An 18,155-nucleotide genomic window follows, 5' to 3' on the forward strand; every position below is an offset into this window, starting at 1 on the left:
AGATGAAAAGAATACTATTATATGCATTGGGAACCTGCGGTCTACTGACCGCAGGCATACAGCAATCAGCGGCCCAGCTGATGAAAGAAAAAAATGAATTCACAAGAGCGGATTCACTGCGCGGATACCTGTCACCGCTGCGAACCTGCTACGATATCCAATACTACCATTTGGATGTTAAGGTAGATATAGACAATAAGTTTATTTCGGGTTCAAACCTTTTCCGTTTCAAGGCCACAACTGATTTTAATCGCCTGCAATTTGATCTTTTTGCAAATCTCAACGTAGACAAAGTCGTATATAAGGGGAAAGAACTTTCCTTTACCAGAGAACACAATGCTGTCTTTGTCGAATTTCCTGCGACTATCAAGAAAGGAATACAGGAAGAGTTTACGGTATATTACGAAGGCCATCCTACAGAAGCGGTCAAAGCTCCCTGGGACGGCGGCTTTGACTGGAAAAAAGATAGCAATGGAAAGCCATGGGTGGCCACGGCCTGCCAGGGTATGGGTGCGAGTGTCTGGTGGCCAAACAAAGACCATCAATCCGATGAAGTGGATAGTATGCTGATTTCCATCGCTGTCCCGAAAGAGGTGATGAATGTTTCCAATGGACGTTTGGTCAAGGTAGAAAAGATGAAGGATGGTTACACCAAATACCACTGGAAAGTTGCCAATCCGATCAACAACTATAATGTCGCCATCAACATCGGCGACTACGTTCATTTTAAGGAAAAATACAAAGGTGAAAAAGGGCCATTGGATATAGACTACTATATTTTGCGCGAAAACGATACGGCAGAAAAAAAAGCCCATCTTCAGAAAAACGCCAACCAGACCTTAGAAGCCTTTGAACATTGGTTTGGTCCATACCCATTCTATGAAGATGGCTATAAACTTGTTGAAACCTACCATACCGGCATGGAACACCAGAGTGCCATTGCCTATGGTAACCATTACCAGAATGGCTATCGCGGCGGGGATGCGTCGGGAACCGGCTGGGGACATAAATGGGATTTTATTGTGGTCCACGAATCTGGTCACGAATGGTTTGGCAACAATATTACTTCAGCTGATCTGGCCGATATGTGGATTCACGAAAGCTTCACTAATTATTCCGAAGGCTTATTTATCGACTATTTCTATGGTAAGGAAGCCAGCCAGGCTTACGCCCATGGTATCCGGAGCGGGATCCAAAATGATAGCCCCATCCAGGGCCCTTACCATGTAAATAAAGAGGGATCTGGGGATATGTATCCCAAAGGCGGTGTTATGCTTAACATGATCCGTACGATGATCGACAATGATGAAAAGTGGCGGAATATTCTGCGGGGATTAAACAGCAAGTTTTATCACCAACAAGTCGATTATACTGATGTTGTCAACTACGTAAGCCAGCAGTCCGGCCTAGACCTGCTGAAAGTGTTTGAACAGTATGTAAAGCATACTGCCATTCCTACACTGGAAATCAAACAAGATCCTTCAGGCAGAATATTGGGCCGCTGGATCAGCGAAGTCAAAGGCTTCCATATGCCCATACATATTGGCGTAAAAGGTCAAAAAAGAGAACTTATCCAGTTGGACCAACATTTCAGACCGATTAAAGTAGCCGGTTTAACGAAAGAGAATATCGATATTGATACGTTTAACTATTATGTCGGCGTATTGTTCGAATAAAAACAGCTTCAACGTTACCAACATGAAATAAACACAGCGCCCCAGAAAGTTAGCTACTTTCCGGGGCGCTGTGTTTTTGAACCACTCTTATCGCTTCATACCTATTCCCAATTGAAATAAAACCTTCATGACTTCGCAGACACCAACAGCAATAAAAGCATACCGAAGGTCCTTTCTGGCCAATAAGATCAGACTCGTCAAAAAAAGCAGGAAATAGGCCTGCATTAGCGGATTATTGTTCTAATGAAAGATCAATACTGATTCCAGGCAGGCGGATCTACGCCAAGAAGATGTTTTACAAAATAGTCCCTTCTTTTTCGTTCACCATAATCTCCCCCGGAAGAATGCCCCATTCCAGGAACCATGATAAAATCATGATTCTTACGCGCTTTAATCAAAGCATCAACCAATTGGAAAGTGGATGAAGGATCCACATTATCATCAAGTTCTCCAACAATCAGCAAAAGATTTCCTTCCAGCTTAGCGGCATTTTCAATATTAGAGCTAGCCGCATATTCAGGACCTACAGGCCAGCCCATCCATTGCTCGTTCCACCATATTTTATCCATTCGGTTATCGTGACAACCACAGGAGGAAACGCCAACTTTGTAAAACTCGGGATGGAATAACAGCGCTCCGGTTGAACTTTGCCCCCCGGCAGATGTGCCATAGATCCCTACCCTGCCGATATCCATGTATTTATATTGTTTTGACGCGGCCTGCATCCAGGCAATTCGATCCGGAAAGCCCGCATCTTTCAGGTTTTTCCAACAGACATCATGGAAAGCCTTCGAACGATTTGAGGTCCCCATCCCGTCGATCTGCACCACAATAAAGCCCAATTCAGCGAGTTCGTACATCCCGCTCGGGTTGCTGTAAAATGATTTTGGTACGAAAGAACTATGCGGTCCCGCATAAATGTATTCGATGACAGGATAGCTTTTAGCAGGATCAAAATTCGTCGGCCGAATAATAATCCCCCAGATATCCGTTGCGCCATCACGTCCCTTAGCTTTAAAAACCTCCGGTGCACGCCACCCTGCAGCTTCGAGCAGACTACTGTTTGTTTTCTCCAGCTCCATGATAAGACGGCCATTTTTGTCGCGCAATACTGAAATTGGCGGCTGATCGACCCGGGAATACGTATCCACAAACTGCGAATAGTCTTTATTGAAAAAAGCTTGATGATTTGCATTTTCTTCGGTCAGCAGTTTTAAGCCCTTTCCGTCTAAACCGATAGCGTAATAGTGGACCAAATAGGGATCTTCTGCAGCATTCACTCCGCTGCCTTCGAAAATAACCGTTCGTTTTTCAGCATCAACATGCACAATTTTCCGAACAACCCAGTTTCCTTTCGTTATCTGGTTCTTTACTTTACCAGTAATTCCATCATAGAGATACAGGTGGTTCCATCCATCACGCTCAGAGGCCCATACAATCTCCTTTCCATCGGCCAGATCCTCACGGTATTTCTTGCCGCTATAATCAATAAAGGTCTTATTCTGCTCTTGAATCAGAAAACTCGAGGTACCGCTATTTGCATCCATCTGCATGACGCCATAGACTTGATGCCCCCGTTTGTTATACTCGAAGGTAAATGCTCTGCTGTCATCGCGCCAGGAAAGATCCGAAAGGTAAAATTGATTTGGTATGAGTGTAGCATCAAACACCGATAGTCGGTCTTTTTCAAGATCATATAAAATGGGTAGTTTTTGCGCAAGCTCATCTCCGGGCTTCACGTAATCGCGTGTCTGAATTTTAGGCTGCAGCTGATCTTTAGGAGAAGATTCAATAAGCGTCAGTTGCCTGATCTCTATTTTTTGAGTTTTTACTGTAGCCAGCTTACGACTATCTGGTGCCCATTGAATATCATTGCTATAATAATTTGCCGTGTTGCCATCAAAGGTAATTTGTCGGGCCTCGTTTGTATTTCCCTTTTTTGCCAGGAATACATTATTATTGCGGATAAATGCCACATATTTTTTATCTGGAGATTCGACTTCCCTATAGGCATTTCCCTGCTCACGCTGCCCCCAATATCGCATATTTCGTTCTTTATTTCCACTTGCAGCGCCCTGGCTCAATTGCGAGGAACGACGGTTCCAGATCCACAGGTAGCCCGCGATATCGAGCGATACTTGATCCTCATCCAGCAATTTTATCTGATCATTGGAAATAACACGATTTTCGATTTTCCGCCCCAGCTTTTCATCCACTAACGAAAATACGTTCGTCAGATCAAACAGCTGTTCTTTTGTTTTTGCCTGGGGATTGACCAAAATATACTCTTTTCCCTGCAACGTATTTCGATCATACCAAAAGAGATCCCCCTTATCATTCCAATAAAACTGGCCGGGCAGATTTTCAATTTTGTTGGTCAATTGTTTTTTTAAGTTTTGTGCACGCGTATAATCTGCCACAGTTCCTTGACCAAACAGAAACTGTGCAGACAACAACAAAACCGCTGTACTAAGAAACTTCATACTTTCTTCGCTTAGGATTGATTAAATAATAGATCGGGATTCCCAATAGTGCAATGATAATGCCCGGCCAGGTATAATTGGGTTTGAAAATGACCATCAACCCAATAAAGGCAAGTCCCATCAGAATATAAAGAATGGGAAGAAAAGGATAGCCAAATGCTTTATAGGGTCTGTTCAAATCTGGACGTGTGATACGGAGACGAATAATACCCGCAATCGCGAGTACATAAAATATAACGACCACACAGGTAATCATGTCCAATAAATCACCATATTTTCCGCTTAAACACCATATTGACGCAGCGACACATTGTATCCAGAGTGCCCAGGCAGGTACCGCATGCGCATTGAGCTTACCTGCCCTTTTAAAAAACAAACCATCTTTGGCCATAGAATAATACACCCTCGCTCCTGCCAGGATAATCCCATTATTACAGCCAAAAGTGCTGATCATGATCATAATCGCTATAATAGTTATCCCAAATGGGCCAAAAACTTCTTGAGCGACACTCATGGCTACACGATCTTTTGGTGCATTGACCATAGCTTCCAAAGGCAATATGCCGGTGTACATCAAATTAGTCAGAAGATAGATTACGGTAACCAGTAAAGTCCCTAATGCAAGACTCAAGCCGATATTACGTTGTGGATTTTTAATTTCGCCGGCTACTGCGGAAGATGAGTGCCAGGAATCGCTGCTGAAGAGCGCACCGACCATAGCCGCAGAAAAAGCGCCCATTGCTGAAAATCCATCATAAGATGCGTACGTTCCATCCGTATTTAAACGGCGCATTGACCAAAGTGATATATTGTCCCAGTTCCAAGCCCAAACTTCATGTTTCAAAGCCAGGAAGCCAAAGAGCAACAAGAGCAACAGGCTCCCGATCTTGATCAATGTGATGGATGTCTGTACGCGCTTTCCGCTATTTACGCCTCTTGAATTAATATAGGTTAATACAATAATGACGGTAATTGCCAGCAGCTGCGCTGCCGATACCCGATAATCTGACCATTCTAGCAGGTAAACATCTTCATCCATAAAGGGGAAGAGATAGGCTGTAAATTTCGCAAAAGCTACCCCCACAGCAGCTATTGTCGCAGTTTGTATAACGGCAAAAAATGTCCAGCCAAATACAAAACTCAATACCGGCCCATAAGCCTCCCGAAGGTAGATGTATTGCCCTCCTGCCTTTGGAAACATCGCACTCAATTCACCATAGCTCAACGCTGCAGTCAATGTCATAAAACCACATATCAGCCATACCACCATCATCCAGCCCGCAGACCCCGTGTTACGAGCGATATCCGCAGATACAATAAAAATCCCAGAGCCGATCATACTTCCAACCACCAGCATAGTAGCATCCAGCAACCCGAGGGACTTTTGAAAAGTTTGTTTCGACTCACTCATAAACATTTAGTTATTAAAATGATAAAACTTCCAGTTTGTCTCGTAATCGGGCTTTAACTTCTCGCCCTTGATAATCGCTCTCAACATTTCCATCGGTAGATAATTTTCTTTGATCACACGGTCATGGAATTCCACAAATGACATTTTCCCTTGATCTACGACCTCCTCTTTGATACGCATCAATTGCAAGCCGCCTACGAGATAGGCCAACTGATATAAAGGATCATAGGAACCTTCAAACGATCTCTTTACTTCACCATGCGCATTAGCCGACTCAAATCCCACGCGGTTTACCAGATAATCGATGCATTGCTGCGGCGTCCACTCACCTAAATGAAATTTGATACTAAAGGTTATTCTTGCACAGCGGTGCATGCGCCAAAATAACATCCCGATTCGCTCCTCTGGAGTTTTTGCAAATCCCTTGCTATACAGCAGCAGTTCCCAGTACAGTGTCCATCCTTCCGTCCAAAATGGCGTGTTAAATGCCTCTTCGCGGTAAGGCTTGTAACGCCTATTCATAAAATATTGCAGATGATGACCGGGAATCAATTCATGCTGGACTGTGCCTCGGGAGAAATAAGGATTATTGCCACGCATACTCATCAATTTCGCCTGCTGATCCATCGTGTTTGTCGGATAGGATATGCTAATTTCCCGTCCGCCTGTAAAAAAGGGATTGACCCGCTGCCGTTCAGGTGTCATCATGATCATACCCCAAGTCTCGTCTGCCAGCTCAGGAATATTCATGAGTTTATTTTGTTCAATAAATTGCTGCGCATCGTTATACAATCTCAAGATGAGCTCCGGCTGTTGTCCAATGGGTACGTAGGAGTTTTTAACCTTTTCCTGTGCAGCCCGCCAATCATCGCCGAACCCCATTTCACGGCTCGCTTTCAATAACTCGGCCTCACACCATTTAAACTCCTGATCGGCCAATTTTAAAAGATCGGCAGCGGTATAACTGATCATTTCTGCTTTGAGTCTTCTGTTTATCTCTTTTTCCCCAATAGGCCAACCAGCAATCTGACTACCGTCATCAAACACTTTCCAATCACTTTTTGCAGCCAATTTCTCCTTATAATCCGAGAGCTTGCCTTTCACCTGCTGAAATATAGCCGGTACCCACCAGCTAAATTCAGGGTCGTATCCATTATAAAAATCGAAGGTGCTGGTGATCCTTAAGTCCAGTGAATTTAATAAGGTAACCAGAAAGTTGACATCTGAATAAGGAATATTGGTCTTTTCCTGTAGAGCAGCTATTGACCGATCGATTTCACCAGCAACCAGCGTCAGCTCTTTCGCGACATCTTCTCCTGCCAGACGCTTCCCCCTACGGCGTTCCTTTTCAAGTGCAAAAATTCGCTGTGCGAAAGGTAAATACACAGATAACCGGTTGTAATTCGACTCATCTTCTTTCAATGAAAGGAGATCACTTTTTAGTTTGCGCTTCAGTAAGATAAAATCTACCTGCCCCGATGTTTCGAGTTCTTCATAGGGGAACTTGTCCAGCTTGTTCAAATATTCGTTATCCAAACGTTGAAGACGTGCTAACTGTTCGGGCGAAGCGGCAGCCCGCTGATTGCCCCAGCCTTTGGGCATAGGGCCATAAAAATAGTTGATCGCCTCAACATCATGCCCATATTGTACAATATAAGGCTCTATAGGAGTTGTATGGTCGTATAATTTCATCTTTTGTGCATGCATGGGGACCGGGAATAGAAAGAGCAGTCCATAAAACAATGTTTTGGGGGCTATAAAAGAAAAAGAACGATTCATAATTCGGGTGTTGGTTTATATCATAATTTTATCAGTCGAAACGATCAGGTCTAAAACCAGTGATTTCAGACTCTATTTTCTGTCCTGCCAATAAATCTGCAACAACTTTCCCATAGGCAGGGCCCAAGCTCAAGCCCATCATACCACCCCCACCGGCAACTAGGACATTATCAAATTTTTTCAATCTTCCCAGATAGGGCAATCCGTCAGGCGAGCAGGGTCTGTAACCATACCATATTTTTTCGCTTGGGTAATCGACCTTCAATTCCGGATAATATTTAGGAATGGATTCTACAATTCCGCGGACACGGTTTTCATAAATTTTGTCATTTGCTGGTCCCAATTCCATCGTACCGCTGAATCGGATCTGGCCATTCATGGGGGTTACAGCAACACGAGCCTCCAGTAATAATGCCGCATGATTCAATGTATTCTCTTTCTCGGGCTGATACATAAAAGAATACCCTTTTCCTGGCATAAGCGGTGTATTTACGTGCAACTTTGATGTCAGCTGCGGTAAATAAGCGCCACCAGTCAAGACAAAAGCATCCGCCTGAAAACTTCCTTTGTTGCTGATCGCCTCTTTCACCTTATTTCCGGCTGTTATAAATTTACTGACCTCTGTTTCTTCGAAAAAAGCGACCCCTGCGGCTTTCAAATATTGAATCAATTGCCGCATTAACTTTGGTGGGTATAATTTTCCATCACAGCGATAAAGTATAGCACCTAAAACATCCAGCTTCAGATTAGGCTCCAGTTCTTGAACGGCATTTCCCTCTAGAATATCGACATCAAGTCCAAGATCCTGAGCACGATGAGCCAATTCAATTTCTTCATGCTTCATTTCCTTAGATTTATACATCATCAGGATCCCGTTCTGCTTCAGTTCAAAATCAAACCCTTCCTCCTGCGCCAATTCATCATATAATCTGCTGCTGTAGAGATTCAAATCACGTATTGCAGTCGCATGCTGTTCTACATGTGAGCGATTAGCATGTTTTAAAAACTTCAATCCCCAATTGATCATTCGTGGATTTAGCGAAGGCCGTACATAAAAAGGGCTTTTACTATTGAACATCCACTTTATCCCCTGCGCTACAATACCAGGGGCAGCCAAGGGCGTAAAATGACTGGGGACAATCATGCCGGCATTGCCATAAGAACAGTTATTGTCCAAGGTATTTTTTTCGAGGATTTTCACATTCCATCCGTCTCTTACAAGGTAATAGGCGGAAGCAAGTCCTGCAATTCCTGCACCAACGACGACAACCGTACCTCTATTATTTTCTTTCACGTTGCTCTTGTCTTATTATTTTTTTAAATCACCTGAACTATTAAATCACTTGAAAACCGCCAAAATAAGGATCCTCATCATCCAAGAAAATGGTATTATAGCCTGTTATCCGTGCCCAGCCTTCTATGGATGGGACAATGGCCGGTCTGCCATCGACGGTTGTTTCAGCTTCAATTTTACCGGTAAATTGTGACCCGATATAACTTTCATGTATAAACTCCATCCCTTTCTTGAGTTTCCCTCTAGCATACCATTGCGCCATACGGGCTGATGTACCTGTACCGCATGGAGAACGGTCTAATGCATTATCGCCAACCAATACAGCATTACGCCCTGATGAGTTAGGAAGCTTAGGATTTCCCGTCCATTGGATGTGAGTCAATCCATGTATATTAGCATCTTCGGGATGAACAAAAGAATATTTTTCATTCAGCAGCTGCCGGATTATTTTTCCATAATGAATGAGCTGGCTTGCTGAATAAGAACTGATATCTTGAAAATTAGTCTGTGGGTCAATAATGCCGTAAAAGTTTCCACCGTAGGCAACGTCAACGCTGATGTTGCCTAGATCCGGGCAATCGACCGTTAAGGCTTCAGCGTATAAAAAGGATTTGACGTTGGTAAGCTTTACGCTTTTCACCTTAGATCCCTCTTGGACATAGTCGATATGTACAAGTCCAGCCGGAGTTTCCAACCTTAATTTTCCGGGAACCTTAGGTTGAACTAGGCCCTCCTCTATAGCAATCGTCACTGTACCAATAGTCCCATGTCCACACATCGGTAGACAACCACTGGTCTCAATGTAAAGGACACCAATATCATTTTGCGGATCAAAGGGTGGATAAAGCATACTGCCACTCATCATGTCATGGCCCCTTGGTTCAAACATCAATCCCATACGGATCCAATCGTATTCACGTATAAAATGTAACCTGCGCTCCATCATCGAGTTTCCTTGTAACAATGGGGTTCCACCGGCCACCAATCGCACGGGACAACCACAGGTATGCGAATCAATACAAAAAAAAGTCTTCTTCATTTCTGGTTACTTGTTTATATGGTCACTTGTTTCTATTATGCTTTAGTCCATTGCTGGTTGACCAAACGGTCAATTTGTAATGGGTTTCCGTCCTGCAGTTCTTTAGGCAAAAATTCATTTGGCCAATTTTGAAAACTAATGGGACGAATAAAGCGCTTTACTGCATCGGGCCCGACAGAAGTGAAACGTGCATCTGTGGTTGCCGGATAAGGTCCGCCATGATGCATAGCATACTGTACTTCAACCCCAGTTGGCATCCCCTGAAACAAAAGCCTTCCACATTTGTCCTGTGCAATTGAAAAGAGTGCCTGGCATTCGCGGATATCCTGCGCCGATGCCGCAAAAGTGATGGTAATCTGTCCTTCGAGCTGCTCCATTACATTTTTCATTTCATTGAGGTCCGCACAAGATATAATTAGCCCAAAAGGTCCAAAAACCTCTTCCAATAACTTAGGATTAGCCAAAACTTGGCTTGCTTCCGCCTCAGCAAGCAGGGCCTGCGCAAAATCTTGCCCTGTATTATCCTGCCCTTCTTCCAATATACTGACACCATCGTATTGAACCATTTCCCCTTTTAAACGGTTGTAGCTATCCAATATTCCTGCGTGCAGCATTTTGCCGGTCGCGGCAGCTTGAAGTTCTTTCTTCAACGCCGCTTTAAGAAGATCTAGCTGTTCGCCGCCAATACTTACCAGAACACCTGGATTGGTACAAAATTGACCAACACCTAAAAGCAATGAGGCAATATACTGCTTAGCAAAAGGTTCCAGATTGCTAGCTAAGTAGTCCGGTAAAAGAAAAACCGGATTTACGCTCCCCATTTCGGCAAATACCGGAATAGGATCAGGTCTTGACTGGCCCAGATCAAATAAAGCTTTCCCGCCACGGAAAGAACCTGTAAATGCGACTGCTTTTACGAATCTGTGGCGGACCAATTGTTGTCCAGTAGCAAATGAATCCGACAGCACATGATTAAAAACGCCAGTTGGAGCTCCTTGTTTTGAAATCGCCCGATCAATAGCGTCAGCCATTAATTGCGAGGTTTTAAGATGAGCGGGATGCGCTTTTACGATAACTGAACAGCCCGCACCAATGGCACTGGCGGTATCCCCACCTGCTGTTGAAAAAGCGAAAGGGAAATTACTTGCGCCAAAAACCACAACAGGACCAAGCCCTTTATTATACTTCCGTAAATCAAATTGGCCATTTGGGTCTCGATCAATGCGTACTTCACTGTATAAACCAGTTCGCACAGCATCGGCATATCGACGCCACTGATTGACCGTTCTCGCTTTTTCACCTTGCAGTCTTCCCAAAGGAAGGGCCGTTTCCAGATGGGCCGTTTCAATCAGGACGTCTCCCAATGCCTCAATTTCTGCGGCAATGGCATACATCAATTCCGCCCGTTCAATGACATCAGTTTTTTGAAGAAACTGAAACCCAGCCTCCGCCTGTTTTACGACGTAATCAATCTCATTTTCGTTTCTATCCATTCCTTTTGTTTTTATTGTAAGTATCTATCTTCAAAAATCAATAAAAACCTTCCCGATATCTTCATTCCTTGCGGCATTAAATATAATAAGAAGGTCCTTTTCGCCTATTTTTATCCGGCCCTAAAAAAGGAAATTTTCTGAACCTTCGTCCAGAAAGTTCAGAAGCATTCCTATAATTGTGGTCTGGTTGCGATTGAATCTGCAATAATTTTTTTAACGCGTTGTTCTTCCTCGCCGATCAATGGCAATCTGGGAGCGCGTGTATAAGGTGTTGAAATTCCTTCGGCTGTCGCTGCCAATTTAATATATTGGACCAACTTAGGATGAATATCCAATTCCAATAAAGGCATAAACCAACGGTATATTTCTACAGCTTTGCTGTACTCGCCAGCCTTTACAAGATCGTACATGGCCACAGTTTCTCTTGGAAATGCATCGACCAGTCCAGCAACTAAACCATCAGCCCCTAACATCAAAGACTCGAGTCCTAAGGTATCTACACCAGCCATAATCTTTAATCGATCACCAAAACGATTTTTCAAACGCGTGATATTTGTTAAATCTCGTGTAGACTCTTTCACCGCCTGAATATTTGGTTCCAATAAGAGTTCCTCAAACATGTCCAGCGATACATAAGTACTATAGTCAACAGGGTTGTTATAGATTAAAATTGGCAATTTGGTACTTTGTGCAACAGCACGAAAATAAGCGACTGCTTCTCTATCATCAGCTCTATAGCGCATCGGTGGCAATAACATCAAACCGTCTGCGCCCAATTCTTCACTCGTTTGAGCCACTTTGATCGCTGCAGCAGTTGTATTTTCTGCAATATTCAACAACACCGGTACACGCCCAGCGACAACCTTCAACGCATATGTCAATAAATCATACTTTTCTTCCGTACTCAAAACACTTGCTTCACCCAATGATCCAGCGATAATCAAACCGTGAACACCTCCATCCAATTGTGCTTCAATGTTTTTACCAAACATATCAAAATCCAAATTTCCATTTTCATCAAATGGTGATAACATTGCAGGATAAATTCCTTCCCATTTAAATTGTGCCATAGCGTATTATTTTAATATTTCTTTATCACAAATCTATTTGGAATAGCGAGGTCAATCTTCTTATGAATTAATCAACACTGACCTAATATTGACCTTTTCTAGTAAATACAACTCATGAAGAAGCGGAAGAATGGCTTTCTAATTTTAAATACAGATTTATAACTTATTTCAGCAAAACTTCAGATTAGTGCCTTTAAAGTTGAAATTTGACTTCAGTAACTTAAATGTAAGTTCAACATTTATAACAAGATTTACAAAAAATAGCATGTAAAAGATATATATACATGTTTATCGGCGTAAAATTTCGACAGCTATTATGGAATGTATAGCTGCAGATTAGAAATAACAAAGGTTGCACTGTCTGACAGGCAACCTTTGTATCGTATATAATAATTAAAAATGGGTAACTAATCGCGGTTCTCCTTTTTATAAGAGAAGTAAAAAACGACTGGCAGTACAGAAAACGATAGAATCATACAAATAATCAATCCGCCGACAATCATAATAGCGAAGGGTTTTTGGATTTCAGATCCCATTCCGTTTGAAAGTGCGGCCGGTAATAACCCCATTGCCCCCATTAACGCAATCATTAGGATGGGTCTGATCCGGCTTTTTACAGCTTCATAAATAGCGGGTTTCAAGCTCATTTTATTCAACAGATTTTCTTTCATTATCCCTATTAAAACAATGCCGTCAATCGTGGCTACACCAAAGAGAATAATAAATCCGATACCCGCCGAAATTCCAAATGTCGTCCCAGTAACCCACAGCGATACAAAACCACCTATAAATGCAAATGCCAGTGTAAGCGAAGAGATCAACGTATCTTTGACGTTGCCAAAATTGGCATACAGCAAGAGTAAAATCAAAATAAGAGAAATTGGCACAACATTCATCAGCTGTTTTGTAGCCCGTTCCTTACTTTCGAATTCTCCGGCCCACACGACCTTATAAGATTTGGGCAGTTTAATATCTTTTTCTATCTGTTTTTTTGCATCGGCAATTGTACTTCCCAAATCCCGACCTTCAATGTTGAAGCCAACACCAATATAACGGGAATTGCCCTCTCTGTAAATAAATGCCGGACCGGTATGATAATCTATTGTTGCGATCTCCCGCAGTGGTACTTTTTGATCATTCATCGTGGGAATGATGATATTTCCGATCTTCTCAGGATTGTCACGATACGATTTTTGGAAGCGGAGACGTACATCAAAGATGCGCTCGTTTTCATAGAAATGTGTCACAGATTGCCCGCCAATAGTCATTTCGATCACAGATTGCACATCCTTGGTCGAAACACCATATTTGGCCATTTTCGAATCATGCAGCTGAATCCTTAGTTCAGGCAAACCGATATTTTTGAAAACATTGATGTCCGTAATACCGTTCACCTTTTTAAGTGATTCGGCAAACTTATTGGCTTTATTTTCTAAATCTTGTAAATTCTCACCAAAAATTTTGATTACCAGCGGACTTTTTACTCCGGCTACATACTCCTCTACATTATCCTGGATCGGCTGGCTAAAACCGAAATTTATTCCCGGAAAAGTCTGTAGACTATCCCGCATCTGACCAATCAATTTCTCTTTTGACAGTTTTCTTTTCCACTCGCCTTCGGGTTTCAATTCAATATTGAATTCAATATTGAAAAAACCGGTTGGATCTGTACCATCATTGGGGCGGCCTGTTTGCGTCATGATAAAATCAATCTCGTCAAACTGCTTCATCAATTTTGCTTTCATGGTTTTGGTCAGCTTCACAGATTCTTCTAGGTTGACACTATTGGGTAAGGTTGCGCGGACATAAATTGCACCTTCATTCAGTTTCGGAAGAAACTCTGAACCATAATGGCTAAACCGAAAAATACAGACGAGCAAAGCAGCAATAAAAATCGACAATGTCCATTTTGGATGGTCGAAAGCTTTCCTAAAACCTTTAAAAATGGCATTGCGGCTGACCTTAGTGATCTTATTCTCATCTTCTTTGATATTCTTTTTCAATAAGTATTTACACATCGCGGGCACATAGGTCAAACTCAGGATCAAGGACCCCAACAAGGCATAGCCGAGCGTAAAGGCCAATGGTGAGAACATCTTTCCTTCCACCTTTTGAAAAGAGAAAATCGGCGTCAATGCGACAATCAAGATCAATAGGGCAAAAAAGATATAGCCTGCTACAGAGCCGGCACCTTTCTTAATGATCCCTAGTTTGGAGATTTTATTAAAGCGTTCCGTCCCGAGCCGATGAGCCTCTTTTTCCAAAGAGACAAAAACAGTCTCCACGATGACCAGCGTTCCTTCGAGCAACAATCCAAAGTCCAATGCCCCCATGGAAATCAAATTTGCAGGGAGCCCCTGTATTTTCAAACAAATAATCGCAAATAGGAAGGCCAATGGGATCACCGATGCAACGATAAAGGTTGTCTTCCAGTTGTTCAAAAAGATAAAGACAATAATCGAAACCAGAAGAACCCCCTCTATCAGGTTTTTGGAAACCGTATGCACGGTATTATTCACCAGTTTTGTGCGATCAATAACGGGTTCAATCTTGACATTTGCAGGTAAAATACGTTGATTCAGCTCCACTATTTTTTCTTTTAACTTTGTCACAACTGCAGATGGATTTTCTCCCCTGAGCATAATGACGATTCCCTGGACAAGATCATCTTCCTGGTTGAGTCCCACCTGTCCGAGTCGCGGTTTTGCGCCTAATTCTATTTCTGCAACATGCTTGACTAAAATCGGTGTATTGCCGACCACCTTGATCAAAATATTACCGATATCATCGATCTTATCCAATAGGCCTACCCCACGCACAACATAAGCCTGATTTCCTTTCTGGATCACATCGCCGCCGACATTTATATTCGAACGTGATACGGCTTCATAAACATCCAGTGGCGACAGGTTATAATTGGCCAACTCTGTTGGATTGATCTTTATTTCATAGATCTTTTCCTCCCCCCCAAAGCTGACGACATCCGCCACGCCGGGCACACCGACAAGCTCCCGTTCAATCACCCAATCCTGAATGGCAGAGACTTCCTTGATCGGAAGATTACTTTTCACCACATAGCGAAAAATTTCTCCGGTAGCACCAGATGGTGGTTCGATTGAACTCTCAGCACCTTCCGGTAACTCAATGGAACGCATCTTATTACCCGCATACTGTTGGGCATAAAAATCCGCTACCCCATCCTCAAATTGAATCGTTACAACAGATAACCCAAACAAGGAGATGGAACGAACATCCGTTTTCTTTGGAATGGTATTCATTTCTTTGGTAACAGGCAGTGTAACGAACTTTTCTATTTCTTCAGCACTGCGCCCGGGCCACTGTGTGATAATCCTAACCCGTGTGTTGGTCACATCGGGGAAAGCCTCAATCGGTGTATGGAGGTAGGCATATATCCCGCCGAACAATAATGCCAGCGTAAAAAACAGGACGACCAAGGAATGTTTCAATGAGAATGAAACAATATTTTGTACAACTTTCTTCATCCTACCTATTTATCAGTTCATCAAATACGATCAGCTCATTCTCCGTCAGCACCTGATCTCCCTCGACTACACCAGATTTGACAAAAGCGTATGTTTCATTCTCAGCGACAATATCAACAGCTTTAACCGACAGGTCACAGTCATTTTTATAGCGTACAACGAAATTCTGATTGTTATGGAGGATAATGGCATCTTTCGGAATTGCCAGCATACGCTCTTCCTGTCCCGAAACGGCCTTTTCGACCAGCACATCCACGCTCATGCCTGGCTTCAATCTCAGGTCTTTATTCAACAACTTCACGCGCGCTTTGACCACACGTTCTTCCGGATCAAAGAAGTTGGCGACCTGATCAATATAACCGTCAAAAGTTTCACCTTTATAAGCCAGTGTAGTGATCTTGACAGGAGCCCCGTTTTTAACAAAAGGTAAATTATTTGCATAGATATTGACCGAAACCCATACCTCATTCAGCTTACTGACCGACAGCAAATCGGCGTCATCGCCAACAGTCATACCAGGACTCACCTTTTTATCTACGATATAGCCAGCTTTGGGCGCACGGATGTAAAACACACCATTTTCCGAGGAACCATTCAGCAAACTCATGTTCGCTTTCACATGGCGGATTCCAATCTGCACGGCTTTCAATTCACTTTCCATCTCTTCCAGCTCCCGCTGGGAAGCCATACCATCTTTCAGCAGGCTACGCAGGTTAAACAATTTACTCTCCGTCAACCGCTTGCTATTTTCAAGTTCCCGCAGTTCCTTTCCTAAATCATTGACCGAGGTCCCTTTAAGCGATACCAGAATCTGTCCTTTTTCTACATAATCGCCCATCTTGACCGAAACAGACTGCACGATACCAGGTATAGGGCTCTTTAGCGCTGCAAGTTCATCCTGATCGTATTGGATAACCCCATTTAAAGCGATCTGTTCAAATACCGTTCGCTTCTGTATCGAATCAATTTTAATTTGGTTTTTAAAGTCGGCGCTAAGACAAAAGCCTTTAGCAGCTGGAATAGGCTGCTCTTCATTTTTCGCCGGCTGACAGCTCCACACTAAACAAATAGACAGCAGTGTCAATGGCGTTAAAAAATTACTTTTCATGAGAAAATATCCTTTCCGATCAAGTACATCAGTTCCTCCTTATACTGAAGATATTTCGCCCTGCGTTCCAATATTGATTCTTTGTTTTCCATATAATTATTGATAAAATCTATAAATTCAACGATGGTCAGTCTCCGTTGTTGGAAATTGCGCACATAGCGTTCTAGCGCTACGTCCAATTTACCATCAAAGCCGATATCCGTTGTCTTCAAACTCGTTTCAAGGTTGCTGAGCCGCTCCGAAAGGAAGTCGATCTCCCGTTCGATGTCGATACGAAATTGCTCGATTTCCACTTTATTTTTCTCAAGTTCCAGCTTAGCGATTTTGATATTCCCCTGGTTCCGGTTAAATAGAGGAAGATCCATAGCAACCCCCAGCCCTATAAAATCGCGCATGATATTTCCACCACGGTCGTAATTCATGGAGACCTGCAAATCTGGTATACGTTCGGCCTTTTCTATTTTCAGCTGAGCATCACTTTTCTTCAATTCGTTATGGATGATCTTATAGTCGCTGCGATTGTCGAGCGCCATCATTTTCCACTCCTGTTTTTTTCCCTGGAGAAAATGCGGAATGCCGATCGTATCTGATATAGTGAGTGCGGTCCCTTTGTCTCCGAGATAGCGCGCAACCTCATTCATTTTTGTAATTTTTTCCTGTTGGATTTCATTCAGTTTGTTACCAAATGCGATAGACTCGCTTTGAATCCTGAGGTAGTCCATCTCACTTACATTGCCTTCTTTCCACTGATTTTGGTATGATTTTGCCAACGTCTGAAAGATATCCACCTGACTATTGTATAACTTCTCCTTTTCCTGCAGAATCTGTAATTCGAGACATTGGCTCCGGAGATCATATTTTAGGTTCCGCAGCAATTCTTCAAATTGAAGCTGGGCATTTTCTTTTTCGAGAAGCTGCAATTGCACTCTCTTTTTTCGTTTGCCAGCCATTTCGATGGTCTGTTCCAGCTCGATCGCCACCTGCTGATACTTACCGTAATTTCCGATCAGCGCTGGAAAGGATTCGCTGGAAGGGTTTTTCCAAAGATTGACTTCGGAGATGGAAATCGTTGGATTGGGCCACAACTTTGCCTGAAGCACAGCAGCTTCGGCTTGCTGCATATGAAAACGCTGCGCCATTAAGGTCAGGTTATGGGTAAGGAATATCTGCTCGATCTCCGCCTTTCGCAAACGGTTTTCAACCGCCTCCTGCGAAAATAGCTTGCTATTCAGGCCAAGAAGTAAAAATAATGTAATACGTAGTTTTCTCACTTAATTTTGAATTTTCACAAAACTAAAT

At 42.9% G+C, this 18,155-nt stretch carries 11 protein-coding genes; 1 reads left to right on the forward strand and 10 read right to left on the reverse strand.

Translation table 11 applies throughout. From position 1 onward, the window contains the following. Nucleotides 1–2: 2 nt before the first annotated feature. Nucleotides 3–1,676: a M1 family metallopeptidase gene (locus tag L1283_RS11245; protein ID WP_088160938.1), complete on the forward strand. Its 1,674-nt coding sequence runs from the start codon at nt 3–5 to the stop codon at nt 1,674–1,676. 251 nt (nt 1,677–1,927) lie between these two features. On the opposite strand, the gene L1283_RS11250 is transcribed toward L1283_RS11245, so the two are convergent. The 10 genes from L1283_RS11250 to L1283_RS11295 all read right to left on the reverse strand — a co-directional run bounded on the left by L1283_RS11250 (nt 1,928) and on the right by L1283_RS11295 (nt 18,127). Then, on the reverse strand, nt 1,928–4,159 hold the full coding sequence (locus tag L1283_RS11250; protein ID WP_088160937.1) for a S9 family peptidase: 2,232 nt from the start codon (nt 4,157–4,159) through the stop codon (nt 1,928–1,930). After that, nucleotides 4,146–5,570: an APC family permease gene (locus L1283_RS11255; protein WP_088163503.1), complete on the reverse strand. Its 1,425-nt coding sequence runs from the start codon at nt 5,568–5,570 to the stop codon at nt 4,146–4,148. Before L1283_RS11255 ends, L1283_RS11250 begins: the two co-directional genes overlap by 14 nt. 6 nt (nt 5,571–5,576) lie before the next feature. Beyond that, on the reverse strand, nt 5,577–7,349 hold the full coding sequence (locus tag L1283_RS11260) for a DUF885 family protein (protein ID WP_198386069.1): 1,773 nt from the start codon (nt 7,347–7,349) through the stop codon (nt 5,577–5,579). A 31-nt stretch (nt 7,350–7,380) separates the two neighbouring features. After that, nucleotides 7,381–8,643 carry an NAD(P)/FAD-dependent oxidoreductase gene (locus L1283_RS11265; RefSeq protein WP_088160936.1) on the reverse strand — a complete coding sequence of 421 codons (1,263 nt, stop codon included), beginning with the start codon at nt 8,641–8,643 and terminating at the stop codon, nt 7,381–7,383. Between the two features lie 40 nt (nt 8,644–8,683). Continuing rightward, entirely contained in the window at nt 8,684–9,682 is a 999-nt protein-coding gene (locus L1283_RS11270) for a 4-hydroxyproline epimerase (RefSeq protein ID WP_145329514.1), read from the reverse strand. A gap of 35 nt (nt 9,683–9,717) precedes the next feature. Beyond that, nucleotides 9,718–11,175 (reverse strand): aldehyde dehydrogenase (NADP(+)), encoded by a 1,458-nt coding sequence (locus L1283_RS11275; protein WP_088160934.1) that lies wholly within the window; start codon nt 11,173–11,175, stop codon nt 9,718–9,720. 170 nt (nt 11,176–11,345) lie between these two features. Beyond that, a complete protein-coding gene (locus L1283_RS11280; RefSeq protein ID WP_075991855.1) occupies nt 11,346–12,245 on the reverse strand; it encodes a dihydrodipicolinate synthase family protein in 900 nt (299 codons plus the stop codon). Between the two features lie 407 nt (nt 12,246–12,652). After that, nucleotides 12,653–15,748 (reverse strand): efflux RND transporter permease subunit, encoded by a 3,096-nt coding sequence (locus L1283_RS11285; RefSeq protein ID WP_429626106.1) that lies wholly within the window; start codon nt 15,746–15,748, stop codon nt 12,653–12,655. Nucleotide 15,749: 1 nt separating this feature from the next. Further along, the gene (locus L1283_RS11290; RefSeq protein ID WP_088160932.1) at nt 15,750–16,856 is read right to left on the reverse strand and encodes an efflux RND transporter periplasmic adaptor subunit; all 1,107 of its coding nucleotides are present in this window, start codon (nt 16,854–16,856) and stop codon (nt 15,750–15,752) included. Next, nucleotides 16,853–18,127, reverse strand: coding sequence for a TolC family protein (locus L1283_RS11295; protein WP_429626107.1), 1,275 nt, complete (start codon nt 18,125–18,127; stop codon nt 16,853–16,855). Before L1283_RS11295 ends, L1283_RS11290 begins: the two co-directional genes overlap by 4 nt. Between the last annotated feature and the right edge of the window lie 28 nt (nt 18,128–18,155).

The organism is Sphingobacterium sp. HSC-15S19 (genome assembly GCF_050433745.1).
Lineage (GTDB): Bacteria > Bacteroidota > Bacteroidia > Sphingobacteriales > Sphingobacteriaceae > Sphingobacterium > Sphingobacterium siyangense.

Bases quoted from the DNA above. Each gene is read 5' to 3' on its own strand.
- L1283_RS11245 (WP_088160938.1), top strand. From the start codon at position 3: ATGAAAAGAATACTATTATATGCATTGGGAACCTGCGGTCTACTGACC.
- L1283_RS11250 (WP_088160937.1), bottom strand. From the start codon at position 4,159: ATGAAGTTTCTTAGTACAGCGGTTTTGTTGTTGTCTGCACAGTTTCTG.
- L1283_RS11255 (WP_088163503.1), bottom strand. From the start codon at position 5,570: ATGAGTGAGTCGAAACAAACTTTTCAAAAGTCCCTCGGGTTGCTGGAT.
- L1283_RS11260 (WP_198386069.1), bottom strand. From the start codon at position 7,349: ATGAATCGTTCTTTTTCTTTTATAGCCCCCAAAACATTGTTTTATGGA.
- L1283_RS11270 (WP_145329514.1), bottom strand. From the start codon at position 9,682: ATGAAGAAGACTTTTTTTTGTATTGATTCGCATACCTGTGGTTGTCCC.
- L1283_RS11275 (WP_088160934.1), bottom strand. From the start codon at position 11,175: ATGGATAGAAACGAAAATGAGATTGATTACGTCGTAAAACAGGCGGAG.
- L1283_RS11280 (WP_075991855.1), bottom strand. From the start codon at position 12,245: ATGGCACAATTTAAATGGGAAGGAATTTATCCTGCAATGTTATCACCA.
- L1283_RS11285 (WP_429626106.1), bottom strand. From the start codon at position 15,748: ATGAAGAAAGTTGTACAAAATATTGTTTCATTCTCATTGAAACATTCC.
- L1283_RS11290 (WP_088160932.1), bottom strand. From the start codon at position 16,856: ATGAAAAGTAATTTTTTAACGCCATTGACACTGCTGTCTATTTGTTTA.